Annotated in this window: 14 protein-coding genes; 2 read left to right on the top strand and 12 right to left on the bottom strand. The window is 45.6% G+C overall.

The features are described 5' to 3' along the window. Window positions 1–33: 33 nt before the first annotated feature. The 5 genes from holA to NST94_RS23080 form a co-directional block, all read right to left on the bottom strand. Window positions 34–1,053, bottom strand: coding sequence for a DNA polymerase III subunit delta (holA, locus tag NST94_RS23060; RefSeq protein WP_036677525.1), 1,020 nt, complete (start codon window positions 1,051–1,053; stop codon window positions 34–36). Window positions 1,054–1,329: 276 nt separating this feature from the next. Then, on the bottom strand, window positions 1,330–2,586 hold the full coding sequence (locus NST94_RS23065; RefSeq protein WP_339188181.1) for a zf-HC2 domain-containing protein: 1,257 nt from the start codon (window positions 2,584–2,586) through the stop codon (window positions 1,330–1,332). Next, entirely contained in the window at window positions 2,583–3,131 is a 549-nt protein-coding gene (locus NST94_RS23070; RefSeq protein WP_036677530.1) for a sigma-70 family RNA polymerase sigma factor, read from the bottom strand. The genes NST94_RS23065 and NST94_RS23070 overlap by 4 nt, the downstream gene beginning before the upstream one ends. 308 nt (window positions 3,132–3,439) lie before the next feature. After that, window positions 3,440–3,676 (bottom strand): hypothetical protein, encoded by a 237-nt coding sequence (locus NST94_RS23075; RefSeq protein WP_038572950.1) that lies wholly within the window; start codon window positions 3,674–3,676, stop codon window positions 3,440–3,442. 238 nt (window positions 3,677–3,914) lie between these two features. Further along, window positions 3,915–4,556, bottom strand: coding sequence for a bifunctional 2-keto-4-hydroxyglutarate aldolase/2-keto-3-deoxy-6-phosphogluconate aldolase (locus NST94_RS23080; RefSeq protein ID WP_339188183.1), 642 nt, complete (start codon window positions 4,554–4,556; stop codon window positions 3,915–3,917). A 346-nt stretch (window positions 4,557–4,902) separates the two neighbouring features. Between NST94_RS23080 and NST94_RS23085 the strand changes: the two genes are divergently transcribed. Next, a complete protein-coding gene (locus NST94_RS23085; RefSeq protein WP_076179379.1) occupies window positions 4,903–5,853 on the top strand; it encodes a sugar kinase in 951 nt (316 codons plus the stop codon). 480 nt (window positions 5,854–6,333) lie between these two features. Here the strand turns inward: NST94_RS23085 and NST94_RS23090 are convergent, their stop codons facing one another. From NST94_RS23090 to NST94_RS23120, 7 genes are all read right to left on the bottom strand, one after another. Beyond that, window positions 6,334–7,350: a LacI family DNA-binding transcriptional regulator gene (locus NST94_RS23090; protein WP_076179378.1), complete on the bottom strand. Its 1,017-nt coding sequence runs from the start codon at window positions 7,348–7,350 to the stop codon at window positions 6,334–6,336. Window positions 7,351–7,422: 72 nt separating this feature from the next. After that, window positions 7,423–8,541 carry a hypothetical protein gene (locus NST94_RS23095; protein WP_076179377.1) on the bottom strand — a complete coding sequence of 373 codons (1,119 nt, stop codon included), beginning with the start codon at window positions 8,539–8,541 and terminating at the stop codon, window positions 7,423–7,425. Continuing rightward, entirely contained in the window at window positions 8,538–9,032 is a 495-nt protein-coding gene (locus NST94_RS23100; protein ID WP_248549489.1) for an RNA polymerase sigma factor, read from the bottom strand. Before NST94_RS23100 ends, NST94_RS23095 begins: the two co-directional genes overlap by 4 nt. 179 nt (window positions 9,033–9,211) lie before the next feature. Next, a complete protein-coding gene (locus tag NST94_RS23105) occupies window positions 9,212–11,275 on the bottom strand; it encodes a glycosyl hydrolase 115 family protein (RefSeq protein ID WP_339281326.1) in 2,064 nt (687 codons plus the stop codon). 862 nt (window positions 11,276–12,137) lie between these two features. Beyond that, a complete protein-coding gene (locus tag NST94_RS23110; protein ID WP_339281327.1) occupies window positions 12,138–14,813 on the bottom strand; it encodes a ComEC/Rec2 family competence protein in 2,676 nt (891 codons plus the stop codon). Window positions 14,814–14,928: 115 nt separating this feature from the next. Then, window positions 14,929–15,447 (bottom strand): dCMP deaminase family protein, encoded by a 519-nt coding sequence (locus NST94_RS23115; RefSeq protein WP_076137388.1) that lies wholly within the window; start codon window positions 15,445–15,447, stop codon window positions 14,929–14,931. A 113-nt stretch (window positions 15,448–15,560) separates the two neighbouring features. Beyond that, window positions 15,561–16,262 (bottom strand): ComEA family DNA-binding protein, encoded by a 702-nt coding sequence (locus NST94_RS23120; protein ID WP_339281328.1) that lies wholly within the window; start codon window positions 16,260–16,262, stop codon window positions 15,561–15,563. Between the two features lie 187 nt (window positions 16,263–16,449). On the opposite strand from NST94_RS23120, the gene comER reads away from it, so the two are divergent. Further along, the gene (gene comER / locus NST94_RS23125; RefSeq protein ID WP_036677548.1) at window positions 16,450–17,301 is read left to right on the top strand and encodes a late competence protein ComER; all 852 of its coding nucleotides are present in this window, start codon (window positions 16,450–16,452) and stop codon (window positions 17,299–17,301) included. Window positions 17,302–17,337: the final 36 nt, after the last annotated feature.

Raw genomic sequence — 17,337 nt, forward strand, 5'->3', positions numbered from 1 at the left:
AGATCATCTCCAATACTTTTTCCCCTTCTTAGCTCAGACACCTAAACGCAGCATGAACAGCTCCAGCCCTAGCACTTTGTCTATAGCCCCTGTTTTCATTTTATAATCCAGATCCGCCAATGCACTTAAGATTTGCCGCAATCGTTCACTGGAGAACTTATGGGCCTGCTCCCCAGCAAGCTTAACCGCATATGGATGCAATCCGATCTGTGACGCAATCTGTCCCTGCGAATAACTATGTGCTGATAAATCCTTAACCTGCAAAATAATGCGGAACTGCCGCGCAACCAACGCTGCGATCTTGATCGGTTCCTCACGCTGCTTCAGCAGCTCATATAAGGTATCAAGCGCCTTATCAAGACGCAGATTAGCGATATCCTCAACAAGCGTAAACACATTTTGTTCTGTACCACGGTGTACCAGACTCTCTACGGCCCCCGCATCCACTGTGCCGCCCTTACCAGCAAATAAACAAAGCTTGTCCATCTCTGCAGATAAACCTTGCAAGCCTGTGCCTGCATTCGTTATAAGAATTTCTGCCGTGCCAGGTGCCATTACACAACCCCGCTCACGAATTCCTTTTTCCACCCAGCGCAGCAGCTCTTCTGCTCCCAGCGGATTAAAGGCTAATACTGTGCCCACTGATTTGACAGTCTTCACAATTTTTTTACGCTCATCCAGCTTATCATTATTCACCATAAAGACGATTACACTGAAGTCTACAGGATGCTGCAAATAGTCACTTAAAAGATCTATACGATGCTCCAGTTTGGCATTTTCTTTGCCCGCTGTAAATAACGAGGCATCCCGCACCAGCAATAATTTACGTTCTACCATAAATGGCACAGTCTCAGCTTCTTCTACCACAGCCTGCACCGGCGTCTCAGAGAGATCAAAGGGAATAACTGCGAAATCACGATCCTCTTTAGCAATCAGCTGTTCTTCCAGCAGTGCCGTGAATTCATTCATTCGAAATTTCTCACTGCCATATAAAACATATAACGGTGAGATCTTCCCTTGTTTGATTTCTTTTATCGCCGTTTTGGCATCCATCCCGCCACTTCCTTTTCCATTCATCTAGCCCATTTTGTCCAGAGTTCTATTGTAGCAAAAAAAACTACAAAAATGCATGCAAAAACGGAGAAACTCTGGCAGCCATGGCCAAAGCCTCTCCGTTTAAGCGGCGCATCTATATAAACGACGGAGTGCGAAGCTCTAGAAACTCCACATCCGGCGGTCATACCGATGTTCTGCAAAACCTATACTTTCTAGTTCCTGTCCTGTTGATATAGTATATTCAGAAACTTCGAAAAAAGTTCCAACCCCACTTTAATTTGTTGAAGATGAGGTTGGAGTGTTCGTTGGTGTCGCCCCAGGGGATGCAGCCGGACTTGAAGAAGCTGCTTCCTGTACAGTGTACACCTTGGTTACATTCACACCATCTTTTTCAGTCACGTACGTAAACTTCGAGCTGTCCGCAGACCATTCACCAGAAATCCAATTTCCTTCTAGCGGATAAGAGTTTACGGCTAACCGTTCTTCCGCTGAGCCCTCTGGCGACTTCTTATAAATCACAAGCTGCAGCCCAACAAATTCTATAGCATACTGACCATCAGGAGAAGTCCAGGTCTGCACATTAGGATCTTCAGAACTGCTTAAGCTCATAACTTCCCGTCCATAGTCATAAGGAATCTTTAAAGAATCCTCCATCAGCGGAGCAGAATCAGCTGCGCTGTCTGAATTCATATCAGCAGTTTGCTCCTTATTATTCACCTTTAGCTGATTGCTACTGGCGTTGCTAGAATCTGAATTATGAGATTTCGTGGCGATATCCTGCTTTGGCGAAACAATTTTCTCTGTAGGCTTAGGATCTGCGCTTTGAGGCGGTTCGGTGATCGAACGCCCTCCAGCTCCAGCTCCTGCATCAGCTGCATCCGCCGGTGCACTTGGCATCGAGGTAGGGTCCACTGGTCCCGTCGCTCTATCTAAAGCGGCGTTATCTTCGTTCATCTCCGGTACATCCGTCTTATACTGCGCAGCGCCCTCGTTCTCTCCACCAGCGGCAGGTGAAGCTCCATCAGAGTTAGCAGTAATAGAAGCTTGTGATTCCATTGCTGTATCCTTAGTATCATCGCTGGCTGTTTTAGCACTATCCTGCATCCTTTGTTCTACTTCTGCCCCAGGCATTTTATCGGGCATATTAAATATTGCGATCCCTAATAGAACGGCAGCTGCAATAGCTCCAATGCCTGTCCGTGTTGCTATAGAGGTTCCCTTGGAAGGTTTACCGCGGGAGCTTTCACGTGAAAATGGGACAACAACCGGCTCCTCAGATCTCACAACACTCTGTTCACGACTGCTTCGATCCAATTCTGCAAGCTGAGGTAAAATAGAGTCAACCAGACTAAACGGGGGTTTCACGTCTGGCAACTGCTCCAATTCATTGGAGAGAAGTGTCAGGCGCTCAAAGACTTCCGCGCAGGAAGGACAATTATCGATATGACGGAACATCTCAACAATCTCATCTTGACTCAAATCTTTGTCTAAATAGCGGTGCATCCATTCCATCACCTCCGCGCATTTCATCCCGATACACCACCTTTCTGGTACTCCTGAAGTCTATTCTGCAGTTGCTGTCTAGCCCGAAATAAGTATGATTTCACTGTATTCAAGGGCAAATCCAGACAATCTGCAATCTCGTTGTAAGAAAAATCCTGTAAATAGCGCAGGACGATGACTGTCCGATGATGCTCGGGCAATTGATCAATCGCTTCGCGTATATCCTCAGCTAAATAAGAGGATAGAACCTCACGTTCCACATTGTGTTTATCCTGAAACACCATTTCATGTTCATCAATAGAAACTGTAGGTTTAGTTCTTCTGAATTTATCAATGCAAATGTTAGTGACGATTCGCTGAACCCACGTTTTGAACTGGGCCTTCTCCTCATATGAGCCGATTTTTGTATAAACCCGGATCAAGGCTTCCTGAGATGCATCTAGCGCATCTTGTTCATTATGCAAAATGTAGAAGGCCGTTTTATATACATGTCCTTCAATTTCTCGCAATAGGGTGATTAGAGCGTCGCGATCGCCCGCTTGAGCGGCTCTGATGAGTCCCTGCTCCACCACGAAGGTTCCCCCTCTCTATGCAATCTTACTGACGCGCAAGACTGCGAATTTGTTGCAACCGTGTAATTAATATTTTTAGAATACCAAACTTTTCTTAGAACGTCATGTTAAGCCAGCCGTTACAACGCGCTATCCCGCATTGCACAGCCAATAATTCCTACTAAGCATACAGGGGAAACAACAATCATTCAAATACTCTTTTTCACTATCTTAGTAACAAAAATGACATCAAAAGAAACGGCCTATCCCCTTGTCGGAAATGAAGCCGTCTGTCTTAAATATTACCCTCCGGTATCGAGCAAGAAACTCTATTTATAGAGCGCAATTTTGCAGAGCATGAAGACCGCGTAGTTTTCCCTAGTCTCATCATCCACCACATAGGCTTCTCCATTCTCAAATAATTGAGGGTTATTGTAATTGCGCTCTAATCTGTAGATCTGCCCTTCCGTCACCTTACAACCATGGAATGCCGACTCAATTTCTACGTACTCAGCATCATCTTCATCCGCTGCTTGATACAGCTTTTTATCATTATAAGCAGGCATATACTCACTCCCGGCTGGATAATAAATCCTGACGTTCAGTCCATGTATCACTACTCTTCTATTATATAGTTTATTATCTTTATCCCGATTCTATACTTTCTAAAAAGCATAGAATAAAAGGAATATTGACAGCTCAAAGAAAATCAACATAAAAAGGCTGCATGGCCAACGTCTGTCAGCCACACAGCCTATAAATAAAAACGCAAATCAGGATTTCAATCTCCGTTCAAACTATACATTAAATCCCTTTTATCTCTTTAAACTTCGCCACATATTGGGCAGCAAGATCAGTAATCTGATCGTATCGGCCATTCTTCGCCGGTGCAGTCAAATTCCCCCCAATGCCCACAGCCATGCAGCCGTTTGCAATCCACTTCTCCATATTGTTCAAATCCACGCCACCGGTCGGCATAATATTTACATGTGGCATAGGACCTTTAACCGCTTTTACATAATCCGGCCCGAAAGCACTGCCAGGGAACAATTTAAGCACATCCACGCCGTACTTCAGCGCTTCCTTCATTTCATTTAATGTCATGCAACCAGGCATATAGGGAATGCCATAAAGATTACACATCTTAGCTGTCTCCACTTCAAAAGAGGGACTAACCACAAACTCTGAACCTGCAAGAATGGCTATTCTAGCTGTTAAGGGGTCCAAGACAGTTCCGGCGCCAATCACCGCACGACCTCCGTACTCAGCAACCAATCTCTTAATCGCCACATCCGCGTCTGGTGTAGTAAAAGTTACCTCAATATTATTTAGACCGCCTTCTATACAAGCAACGGACATCTTAAAAGCTTCCTCAGCACTATCTGCTCGAATAACCGCTACAACCCCGACGGATGCCACATTCTGCAATACTTTCATTTTCTTCATCAGTAGACTCCCTTTCTCTTGGTACGATCATAGATAAACAGGAAATACTTTTTTAGATAAACTTTTTTATTAAATTTACTAATTATTGCGTTTTGTTCTATAAGGAAATAGTAATAACAATACGATTAACAGTCAATACATTTTTATTACATCAGGTGCAAATAAGTAATAAAATCTAAGAAAAACCTTTATAAAACAAGGGTTTATGGAAACATTATTTTCTTTTTACGAAAAAAGTTTTTTGGTTAACAATTATTCTTTTATTGCACAAAACCGATTTATGTGATAATTTCAAATTACAAATCATTATACTGGGATAAAATCATTACCCTAGGAGGAACTAAAAATGAGTAAACAGCTGGATGCCGTCACTTTCGGGGAGCCGATGGCGATGTTTTATGCGAATGAGGCCGGTCCTCTGCATGAAGTATTTTCGTTCTCCAAAGCATTAGCAGGTGCAGAAAGCAACGTGGCTACAGGCTTGTCGCGTTTGAATCATCCTACAGGTTATGTTACGAAGCTTGGCGAAGATAACTTTGGCACATTCATTGCACAGGCGATGAAGAACGAGAACATTAATACGGACAATATTACTTTTACTAAAGAGTATTCAACAGGTATGCTTATCAAATCGAAAGTGGTTACCGGCGATCCAAAGGTCGAATACTTCCGCAAAAACTCCGCGGCCTCCACGCTTAGTCTGGAGGATTTCGACGAGGCTTACTTCAACTCCGCAGGACATCTGCATGTTACAAGTATCTCCGCCGCTTTGTCCAAGAGCTGTCATGAATTTTCTATTCACGCTATGGAATTTATGAAGAGTAAAGGAAAGACGATCTCTCTGGATCCTAATCTGCGTCCCAGCTTATGGCCGGATACAGAAACAATGGTGAGTACCATCAATGATCTGGCTACACGCTGCGACTGGTTCCTGCCGGGACTCGGTGAAGGTAAAATCCTTACCGGACTGAGCACACCCGAAGAGATTGCAGACTATTACCTGGAGCGTGGCGTAAGCTTAGTCGTCATCAAGCTTGGCCCTGAAGGCGCTTACTATAAATCCTCTGCTGGGGAAGGTTACGTGGACGGATTCAAGGTGGAGCAGGTTGTTGATACGGTGGGTGCAGGTGATGGATTTGCGGTTGGCGTAATCAGTGCGATGCTGGAAAAGCTTCCGATTGCTGAGGCCGTCAAACGCGGCAATGCGATCGGTGCGTTAGCCGTCATGTCGCCAGGCGATATGGACGGACTTCCCACCCGTGAGGAACTTGCGAAGTTTATGCAACAAGAAGTCTAATAATTGCAAAAAGACACAGAGCAGCGATTCTCCTGTTATTGGGGGAGCGCTGCTCTGTGTCTTTTTGGGTCGCTGATTGGCTGCTATTGCTATGCTATGGCTATGCTATTTGCTATTGCTATTGCTATTGCTATGCTTCAGCAGTGTAATCACGTACCTCAGGGCTTTCGGACCCAGAAGACGCTATTTGCAATTTTTTCACCTTTGCGGCGTAGTTTCGGACTCCAGTGACACTATTCCTTATGAAAAAGAGCATTTAGCATGTTTTCCATGCCGATAGCTGCGATGGGGTCCGATAGCACTCCAAATATGGGATTATAGTGCATATAAGGTCAGCTGAGTCCGATAGCGACTTCTTACGCGAAAATATTACCAATCAAACCCAAGTTTAGTGTTTAGATAAAGTTAGGTCCAATAAAAGGGGAGTGCCCAGCAAGCTAAGAAATAGCTGCTGGGCACTCCCCTTTTTATAGTTCAAACTTATTTGTAAGACTTCACCGACTGCCCTTGCTGCAAGGTCGGCGGGAAACGGTATGTAATTGGAACAGAAGCTCCCTTATCCTCGATACAAGAGAGTATAATCTTGGCAGCCTGCATCCCCATCTCGTAAGCAGGCTGACGGATTGTCGTAATGACCGGATTATAAATTTGCGCGAATTCCGCATCATCTATCCCGATGACCGACAACTGTTCTGGAATAGAGATGGCATTTCGATTCGCATATTTCAGAATTTCCGCTAGTGTGATGTCGTTCGTAGCCAGCAGTGCAGTTGGTGGCTCCGGCAGTGCTAATAAGTGTTCCAGCCCCGAAGCTAATTCCTCTTTGGATACACTGCAAATATACTCCTCACGCAGCGTTATGCCCGCTTCTTCCATCGCTTTTTTGTAGCCACTAATCCGCTCTTTGCGAGGAGTAATCGCATGCTCCCCAATTGGGAGGGACACCAGAGCAATCCGCTCATGGCCTTGCTGAATTAGCTGCCCTACGCCTATCTTTGCCGCCATTTCATTATCCAGCAATAGACTCTGCGTGGTGATTCCATCTACTAGACGATCCATAAAGACTAGCGGGAAATCAGCCTCTACCAGCTTGCTATAGGCAGACGGGTTATTCCCTGTAGGAAAAATAATCAGCCCATCCACCTGACGAGCGATTAAGGTTTCTACATATTTGCTTTCTTTCTCCGCATTCTCATCTGCGTTGCATATGATCACTTGGATTCCGTGATGCTGCAGCTCATTCTCAATCGCCCGGATACATTGGATTGACAGCGTGTAGTCAATATTAGCTACGATGATCCCGACCATATGCGTCCGGTTCTGCTTCAGACTGCGTGCCAGACCATTTGGCTGATAATTAAGCTCCTCAATTACGGCCTCAATCCGGTTTTTCGTCGCTTCGCTCATATATTTAAAACGTTTGTTCAAAAATTGGGAGACCGTACTTTTCGAAACTCCCGCTTTTTGAGCCACATCATCAATCGTTAACTTCTTCATCGCTTCGGCTCCACTCTTCTCAAAAGAAAATACTTTATCAAAAAGTATAGCTTTTATTTAGTGATTTATCTACTAGGGAGTCTGACTGTAAAATTCCTGATACAGCTCATTTTGTCGCTCTTCTGATAAAAATGCCCAATCTTCATCTAACCACCCTGGTCCACCTTTCGTAAGAATATCAGCTTTATAAAGTTCTCCATTCATCTCATATTCCATGGTTAACGATTGTCCATTAATGTCTCTAAATCCAATGGTCGATGCAGGTGTTTGAATGCTTAAGGTCTCCATATCATAAAGCACTGTTTTGTCTTGGTATGTCTTATCTACCGGGTATTCTAGGTAACTAAATACGATCTGGTCATGCTCCTTATCCACTGCGATTATTGACTTATATTCTAATAGCTCCCAATCAAAGGACGTAAGCTCTTTCGGTACCACTGATTCTCCTGTCGCTGCTTTTTTAACATTTAGAATAAAAAATCTACCATTCTCCATAATGCCTGAACCTATAGTCTTCGTATAGGTAAATAGCAGAGCGTAATCGCCCGCTCCAAAAAATCCACTCAAATATTGATAAGTACTTGCCCCTCCTGCATAAAGAGGTAAAGTATAAATCCTAGTAGCTGAAGAAGCCGATAATTCCGTCTGGTCCTTCGAGCTCAGGTAAAGAGTGAACGGTTCTGTAGGATGTGTGTACTTTGGCTTCTTGTAGTCCACCATCGGGGGTGGCGGCGACCAAAGGATTCCCGCTGTTGTCTCAACGGCAAACGCTTTACTCTTATCTCTGTTCATTGGCAAAGGCATGTAGTATTTCTTACCGCTAATCTCAAATTCTACTGGACTTGTCAGAGGCTCTATCGCTTTATCATTAGTTGCAGGACTAGAAGAAGGCAGTATGCCTGCGCCTTGTGACTGAACGGATGACGAATGGATTGGCCCTGTGTTTTTCCATATGCCCATAGGGAAGGTAAGCGCACCTATCAACAAAATCGTAGCCAGACTGGTCAACACCACATTTTTATTTATCCAATAACGTTTGTAAGCTGAACTTTTATTCGCAGCAGCCTGTTCGATCCGCATCATTAACTCAGGCGTAAAACCATCTTCAATGAAAGGATTTTTGCCTGCTTGCGCATACCAATCCGTCTGCCCGATCATCACTGGATTACTATCATCGGCGTTGCGTTTCATTCCCTCTCCTCCTTCTGGATAGCCTCTTTAACCTTCTCTCTCGCCCGCGCGAGCCGAGATTTCACGGTTCCTTGTGCTACATTCAGCAAATCTGACATTTCGGCAATGGATAATCCATGTTGAATATCTAGCACAAGCACCTCTCTGTTCTTCTCTGGAAGGGTCATAATAATTTCCCAGATCCGGTTCGCATACTGATTGCCAAGGGCTTCTTTTTCCGCAGAAGGTGCATTAACAGCAGTAGGTTGATCACCCAAAGCTATGAATCTGCGCCAAAAGCTATTTTTGCTCCAACTGAAGGCCGTATTTCTGGTAATCGTAAGCAGCCAGGTTTTCATCGAAGATTGCCCCCGGTATTTCCCAACATTCTTGTACGCCTTCAAAAACACTTCTTGGCTGATATCATTTGCCTGCTCTCGACTTCTAGTTAAGAAAAAAGCATAATTCCACACATCCGAGCCATACGCCTCCATCATTTCCCGCAAACTCATTGCGGGCGCATACGCTGCTGTATATGGTATATCTTCGCTTAGCATGTTTCGCCTCACCTCTTGCCTAATAAGACTTTCCAAACTTGAAAAAGTTCCCTCTAAAATAAAAAAATAGGTCATTTATTAAAAAACACCACCGATGAACGTTTAAGCGTTCACTAGTGGTGTGTGGATATTTTTTAAAGAGAGCTGAATTTCTCCTGTAGCCGCCGTGCAAGCTCATCGTCTGATAACGGATTACGATGCGTATTTTCCAGATAGATATGCTTTTCGGTCTCGGGCATCAAATATTCCTTATACCATAAAAACATATCCGGACTATCCCCCTGAATCCGCAAAAATTTACGGGCCGTTTCTACGTGATCTACAGTGTTGGCAATATTGGTCAACCAATCAGCCCGATAAAAATGCTTCCACTGGCCGATCTCTGCCCGTAAAAGAGCCTGCTGGCCCTCCTTATAATCCCAAACCGCATGAGAAGCTTCGATAAACGCCTCTGGAAATCGCTCTTCTTGGTAACACATATACGCCTGGCAAAGAGAGGATAACCCTCTGCACCCGCTCCAATGCAGCTCAATTTGAACTAGCAGTTGAACATGCAGCCTGTTTCGCTCTTTTTCGGGTAAAAGTTCCATCACCTCTAGGCACTGCTTTCGCAGCAGATACCAGACTAGTATTACTCGCTCAGCTCGATCCCTGAACCATCGAACCTGCTCTACAAAAGGAACATCCCCTGAGGCCCAGCGCAGTCGCTCATCGCTCTCCGTCTTATTTTGCAGCCAATGCCCTATAATCTGCCTTGCCGGATGATGATAGAATTCATCGCCTGCGCGGTCGTCAGCATTAGGACCATATACTATGGTGTTTTTGAAGTAGCTTTTGTACAATTGTGCAATTCGCCCCTGCTGCGCTGTGTAGAAACGGTTAACGAAGGTCTGAAGCTGTTCATCAGCATCTGCTGTTCCATCCATCCACAACTTTGCTGTCAGATCTAATGTATAGAGATGAGGCAAAATATTCCCTGAATTCACTAGCAGATATTCACTAGCCCCTGCCGCAAATGCCCCCTGTAATTCCTCCACTATAAAGGACGGATCCGTTGGGAATTGTGTTAGATGATTAGAGGCCTGCAAGTCGTGGAAGGTGACGTGGTAATATACCCCGTTTTTGCCTTGATCTCCTGCCTCGGGTAGAGCAGGCACGCGCAGATTCAGATGGCCATGTCGTCGCGACACCATTTTACCGTATCCGTTATCCGCCCATATTTTAATAACACCTTCTGGCACTTCGATCTTTCCTTGTTTATACAGCTCTGCAATTTCTCCGTACATCGCCATACAGCACACAGGCTGGTCCACATATTCACAGATCATATCGTATTGCTTGCGAACTACAAATGAGATCAAATCGCCCCGTTTCTCCGGAGTATCAAAAGAGGGATCATTCTCCCAAAAAGGTTTATCACCCTGTCCGCGGAAAGAGAGCACCCAGAGTGTTTTTTCATCTTTTTGCCGCTCGATGGCTTCTCTCCACAGCTGTTCAAACAATTCTGGATATTCTTTATAGCTAGCCTGCTTGCCCGGAAAAGCACGCAGGAACATTTGCGCGCCAAGCGGTTCCGCATGATGATGTGTGATCCACAGTCCCATATCCACCGCAAGCTGATGATGAATTCCGTTTCTCGGCAAATCCGTCCCCGGGATTACCATATTTCCACCACAGCGCAGCAGCGCTTCAAAAACAGGCTTCCATACCTCCGCCGTCGGAGGATAATCCTCCTTCCAGCCGATAAGACACACTTCATCATTCACGAACCAACCTCGGTAACGCACCTTTGGCTGAATGCTGTTGTAATCAGAAATAGGTAAATTGATCGCATCTTTCTTAACAGGAGGAAGCTCCGCCCAGAACCAGAAGGGATCGACACCAAGCACGTGGCGGCTATAATGAAGCATCCCATAAATAATGCCCAATTCATCGCGGCCGATAATATGCAGGATCCGATCCTCTTCACTACCTGTAAAACGCAAACAAAAACCCTCCGCCCATTCCGGGCAGCCATCATCCTCTGTCGCATAACGAATAATTACAGTAGCTGCTTCTCCTTGGTTCGGAGCTTTTCCGAACACCTGCTCATGATCCCTGGCGATCATCCGCCAAGCGTGTCCAATTGGATTACTGCGTTCCACTTGAACATCATATACACTTTCCGCTGTTACTCTAAATTCTGCATATGTATTCACTATCGCTTCATCTCCTAATTCGCTACAAAACACGGAGGACACAAACTTCTCACCACCGCACTTTGCAACATAGTTTAAGTAAGCATAGAGTTTACCAGAATCTTTCATCTCTATTATAAAGCGTTTACATATATTGTGCATGCGTAATAATTACTGGAGGAGGACGACGGCAACTGGATTAGAGCAGCTGGTGCTACAGTGACAACAGTTACTAGACAGAGACTGCAGTTACTGTGTTAGAGCACCAGCCACTAGATAGGGAAAGTAGCTACTGGATTAGAGCAGCTGGTGCTAGAAAGGACAACAGTTACTAGCATTAGAGCAGCTGATGCTAGATAGGACAACAGTTACAGTATTAGAGCAGCTGGTGCTAAACAGGACAACAGTTACATACTTAGAGCAGCTGGTGCTAGAACAAATGGACTGGGATCATCAGCAAGTAACAGGAACTTATGTGAACGTTAGTATCACTACAACGATAATATGTAACTGAGGTGCTTTGATATGTTCATATGGAGCGTTTAGTTGCACTTTGTGCAACTAAAAAAGATCTTTCCAGCTCATAAAGTGATTTAGTTGCACTTCATGCAACTATTTCTGCTCAAAATTAGAAAAATAGGCGTTTTTCCAGATTTTAAGTGTACAAAGTGCAACTAAATGAAGATCCAGCTACTTTAAGGTGCGATCTATTGCACAAAGTGCAACTAAACAAGGTTTTAGATTTTATAGTGGTGTAAAAGACCACGAAAGGAGCTTTAAAGGGGCTTTAAAGGGGCTTTAAAGGGCTTTTAAAGGAGCTTATAGAGTCTGCGAAAATTAACATACACCACCCAGCGCTCAATCACATTACTCGACTACCTCCCTAATCCGCTCCCTCCGCCAACTTATGACGCACAATAATCCCGTCGGCCCGCACACGCATCTGGATCTCTCCCTGCTGATCCGTTCTAAAAACAGCAGCTTGATTAGCTTCCAAACGTTCCAATACCTCAGCTTTCGGATGACCATATAGATTATTTACTCCTGCAGAAATCACCGCAGCGGCTGGTTGCCAAAACTGCAGCCAAGACTCGCCTGTTGAAGTTTTGCTCCCATGGTGAGCTACTTTCAAAACGTCAATGACAGGTCCTGCGTTAATGCGCTTTTGCAGGGCTTGCTGCACAATCTCCTCCTCGGCTTCCAGATCCATATCTCCGGTAAATAGAAAATTTCTTCCGTTCATCTCTAGACGAAAAACTACAGAATCGTGGTTCTGATCCTCCAACAGTGGGATGCTATTCAGCATAGAAGAACCTGACGCTGCTCCCTCTCTATCTTGTTCTTCCGGCCATAAAAAGGACAGCTCCGTCTTATCATCCGGGGAAAGCCTCATTCCCTGATGTACGGCATACAGTTGAACATTGTTCTCCAGCGCAGTCCGCATCATCTCCATATAAGATTCACGGTCAGCGAGTGTGCCATTAAAAAGCAGTGCCGAAACCGGAATCGCCTCCATAACGGCTTGGAGTCCCCCGGCATGATCCTGATCCCCATGAGTCAAAATAATCGCGTCCAGACGGTGGATCCCACGTTTTTTAAGCAAAGGCACCAACACTTTAGCCCCTACCTCGAACGGGCTGCGGCGAATGCGCCATTCTTCTTTTTGCCCAAAATTTAACGTTCCTCCACCATCTACAAGAATATGAGCTCCTTTTGGTGTAGTGATGAGGATACTGTCGCCTTGCCCGATATCCAGGTAACTAATCGTCCCTTTACCCGCCTGACGTTCTGACTGATAACCCTTGTACAGCATTAGGCCCAGTCCAACCGCAGATAGTAGAACAATCGCTCCGCTCCAACGTACAATCTTAGGTTCATCCAAAAAATACTGTGCGCTCCCCGTTCCCCCAAACCCGCCGTGCTTGTTCACAGATAAACCAATCTCAGCTAACGGCCTCGTCTCATCCTCCATATACTGAGGTGTTGCGCGGGCTTCTACTCTTAGCCTGGCAGCATACAACAGCCCATACAATAAGACATAATACACTCCGATCCACAGCAGTGAAGGCGAGCGCCAAATCAGAACTCCACCAGCAAAACCATTAATCCATTCAACCGCATAAAAAGTAACGTTATTCAGCAGCTCCGTAATATGTGCCAAAAAAATCGCGGCATCTCCCCACAATCGTCCAAGCAGTAGCGCAAGCGTTCCTAACGGCAATACGATAAAAGTAATAAAGGGCACAAAAACCAGATTAGCCACTAAAGACAGCAGAGAAAATTGATTAAAATAATAAATCGTCAATGGAAATGAGACTAACTGGGCAACTAGAGTCACAGAGACGGCGCTTTTAAGCCAGCGTGGCAGTGCGCTCAGCAGAGGGTCCATAAGCGGAACGTAGACCATTAATCCTAAGGTCACCAGAAACGACAACTGGAAACTGACACTGAGCAGCATGTAAGGATTCCAAATCAGCATAACCAGTGCCGCTGCAGCCAAAATATTCAGTCCATCCTTCAGCATGCCAACTCGTGCAGCGAGCAATGCAATCATACTCATTAATCCCGCACGCACGATAGACGGACCCGCACCTGTCAACAGGACGTATACAGGAACGAGCACTAAGGTGACTGTTAGCGTGGTTTCTTTTGTCATCCGTAAGCGCCTGAATATAAATAAAAGAACACCAACATACACCGCAACATGCATACCTGAAATGGCGAGGATATGTGTCAAACCAAGTTGTGAGAACTGCTTAAAGGTATCCGGATCGAGATCATCCTGCATCCCAATCACCAAACCCTTCATATATCCAGAGTGGCGCGCTTGAAACAGCCGATCCGTCTCCGCTCCAAGAACTGCCCGCGCTTTATCATTCCAGCGTAAGATCATTAACGGATTCCATGAATCTGGAGCAGTTGCTTGCACATTTTCTGCACCTTGACTCTTTAGAAGCCAGTGAATCTTCTGCGTATGCAAATAGGCCCGATAATCAAACCCTCCGTAATTCCGCGCTGTTGCTGGCTCTTCAAGTACACCGTTTAGCGACACCTGATCCCCTCTGCGCCACTCCGCAGCAATAGCGATTTCTTGCTCGGCAAGTAGTTTGATCTGCACCATAATTAACTCCCCATGCACTCTTTTATCTTGTTCGTCCCGCGGATCAGGTGAAGCGGCATCTTCCTCAGTAATCAACGATAACTCTGAGAGCTTCATCGTGAAATCAACCCGGTCCCCGTCCCGTTCCACAACGGAAACTATCGTCCCCTTAGCCTCCACGGCAGTCTCATTCAACTCCGACAATAATCTCCCTAGCGCTTCAGGCAGGTGACTTACATTGCGGCCTTCATTCCATTCCCAATATCCAGCGGATAAACTAATCGCCAAACAAAATACCGCCAGCTGTTTCCAGCTCATGTTCACCCAAACTCTCATACTAACCAGTAAAAATAGTAATCCAGCCCACGCCAACCATAAGCTAATCCCTGAGAATAAACACGCTGCTGCACTTCCAGCCAACCAACACACTGTAAAACCTAATAAGGGTCTCTCCTTCAAGCCTCCATTCTCCTCCTTTCGCAAGATAAAAAAAAAGAACCTCTGCATACGCCATAAAAGCGCACGAGAGGTTCTTCCTCAAGCCATCTTATTCAATTAGGGTTGTACAATACAGCTACTCCGCTACTTTAATCATCGTTTCACTTGGCGGCTCATAATTCTCCAATTGGCGAAATACGATGCCTTTGGCAGCCATCATTGCTTCTACCTTTTCCATATCCTTACGGTAAGGACGATAATACACAATCTCCACAATACCGCTGTTAGCCAGCATATTTGCACAGGTCCAGCAAGGCTCATCCGTCACGTAGACGGTACTGCCTTCCCGGTCAATCCGGTCTGTGAATAGCAAAAGATTCTGTTCGGCATGAATCGTGCGAATGCAGCGCTGTTTCTTCACCATAGTCTCTACGCCATCCACGATCTCCATCTCATATTGCTCCGAGAGCATACAACCTGCCTCTGAGCAATCAGGTACGCCCATTGGCGCCCCGTTGTACGCGGTACCAAGCAGCTTCTTGCCTTGCACCAGTACAGCACCTACATGTCGTCGTGAGCAGCGTGAACGAGTTGAGACCATACAGGCAATGTCCATGAAATAAGTATCCCAGTCTTTACGATAGGCAGTAGTCATAATCAATCTCCATATCCTTCTAAATAGTTGTTAACTATTGTAGCACATCCCCGCAAGTTTTCACTAGGACAACGGTTGTGGCACTTCCAACGATCTTCATTTCTTATTTATCTTCAAAATATTACTAAAGCTTTTAACTTCTCCAGCATTTTAGGTCCTATCCCCTTTACCTTCCCCAGATCAGACAGGCTGCGAAAGGTCCCTTCTCGGTTGCGGTAATCCATAATTGCCTGAGCCTTCTTTTCTCCGATGCCCGGAAGATCCATCAGCTCCTTAACACCCGCAGTATTCACATTTACTTTACCTTCCTGTGAAGCTGCTGATATGGAAAGCTCAGTCGTCTCCTTAGCAGCAACAACTTTATCCCCTGCCGGCGTTTGCTTCCCTGCAATGTTTGGCGTTTGAACTTCTGCCCCTGCTGGTGCTTGGCCTTCTGCCATTGGCGTTTGGCCCGCTCCTTCTGCTCTCTCCCCCGCAACTGCTGTCGAAGCTTTTTCAGCTTCCGAAGTTTGGTCAGCTTGTTCTGCTTGCGCAGCCTCCTTAACCTTCTCACCTTCTTCAGCATTCCCAGCAGCTTCAGCCTGCCCTGCATCTTTCTCTAAATGTAGCTTATTTCCCTTCGTCTGATGACCTCCCTCACTGCCCCCAGCAGCTGGAGCGCCACCAGACTCAGCGATTTCAACCGCTTGCTCCATACCAACATTCAAAGTCTCCCACCCGGCAATCCCGGAATCGCCCTTGCTCCCTGCCGCCCATAAAAGCCCACTTCCTATTACAGCAGCAGCCACTCCGAGTACGATACTTCCTTTATTCATATTACTTTCCTCCTCACAAAAATTCTTCTTATGCCTTTTTGTGAATCTTCATACATTCCTGCGGCTGGAAACTCCTTTAATAATTCATACAAAACCTGTCATCTGTCCAAGTCTATCCTGCATACATATAACGAAGAGCATTCATGTCAGTTAGTAAATAAGCAACGCTAGAAAGGAGGAACCACAGGTGAAAGTTGGATTTATCGGAACAGGCAGCATGGGCAGCCTGCTGATTGACGCCTTTCTTTCTTCCGGAGCCCTGAATCCGTGCGATGTACTCGCCAGCAACCGCAGTCTGAATAAACTGCTGGAGCTAGAAGATCGTCATCCCGGCATAAACTTATGCGGAAGCAATAGTGAAACAGCGACTGGAAGTGACATTGTTTTTTTATGTGTAAAACCGCTGGAATTCAAAACCTTAACAGATGAGATCGGCCCTTATCTCCGCAGCGATCAAATCGTCGTATCCATTACAAGTCCCGTTCAATTGCAACATCTGGAATCCGCTTTGCCGTCCAAAATAGCCAAGATCATCCCCAGCATTACACACTGTGTCAAAAGTGGGACATCACTGTGCATATTTGGCAGCAGGCTTAATAAAGAAGACAGGCTCGTGCTGCTGCAGCTGTTGTCTTTCATAGGTGTTCCTTTGGAAATTCAAGAGGCCCATACCCGAATCGCTTCTGATTTCTCCAGCTGCGGACCTGCGTTCTTGAGCTATTTCATTGAACGCTGGATTGAAGCTGCGGTGGAAGTTACCGGGATTGAAGAGACGTTAATCAGCCGGCTTGCAGGTGAAATGCTGCTTGGAACAGGCAAGCTGCTAACAGAAGGAGAATTCACCCCGCAAGAGCTCCAAGAACGTGTAGCTGTCCGTGGTGGGATTACCGCAGAAGCACTGAACCATCTTCGCATTAGCCTTGAGGGCGTATTCGAACGTCTCATCATGACTACCCATGATAAATACGATGAGGATGTTACCAAGCTGGATGCGTTATTTGGGCATGACGGTATTATTCAAAGTCCCGTAGACCGTTAAAAACAATAAAACCCGCAGCACGGAGTTCTCCGTTGC

It is taken from the genome of Paenibacillus sp. FSL H8-0282 (assembly GCF_037963825.1).
Taxonomy (GTDB): domain Bacteria; phylum Bacillota; class Bacilli; order Paenibacillales; family Paenibacillaceae; genus Paenibacillus_AQ; species Paenibacillus_AQ odorifer.

Bases quoted from the DNA above. Each gene is read 5' to 3' on its own strand.
- holA (WP_036677525.1), bottom strand. From the start codon at position 1,053: ATGGATGCCAAAACGGCGATAAAAGAAATCAAACAAGGGAAGATCTCA.
- NST94_RS23065 (WP_339188181.1), bottom strand. From the start codon at position 2,586: ATGAAATGCGCGGAGGTGATGGAATGGATGCACCGCTATTTAGACAAA.
- NST94_RS23075 (WP_038572950.1), bottom strand. From the start codon at position 3,676: ATGCCTGCTTATAATGATAAAAAGCTGTATCAAGCAGCGGATGAAGAT.
- NST94_RS23080 (WP_339188183.1), bottom strand. From the start codon at position 4,556: ATGAAGAAAATGAAAGTATTGCAGAATGTGGCATCCGTCGGGGTTGTA.
- NST94_RS23085 (WP_076179379.1), top strand. From the start codon at position 4,903: ATGAGTAAACAGCTGGATGCCGTCACTTTCGGGGAGCCGATGGCGATG.
- NST94_RS23090 (WP_076179378.1), bottom strand. From the start codon at position 7,350: ATGAAGAAGTTAACGATTGATGATGTGGCTCAAAAAGCGGGAGTTTCG.
- NST94_RS23095 (WP_076179377.1), bottom strand. From the start codon at position 8,541: ATGAAACGCAACGCCGATGATAGTAATCCAGTGATGATCGGGCAGACG.
- NST94_RS23100 (WP_248549489.1), bottom strand. From the start codon at position 9,032: ATGAGTTTGCGGGAAATGATGGAGGCGTATGGCTCGGATGTGTGGAAT.
- NST94_RS23115 (WP_076137388.1), bottom strand. From the start codon at position 15,447: ATGACTACTGCCTATCGTAAAGACTGGGATACTTATTTCATGGACATT.
- NST94_RS23120 (WP_339281328.1), bottom strand. From the start codon at position 16,262: ATGAATAAAGGAAGTATCGTACTCGGAGTGGCTGCTGCTGTAATAGGA.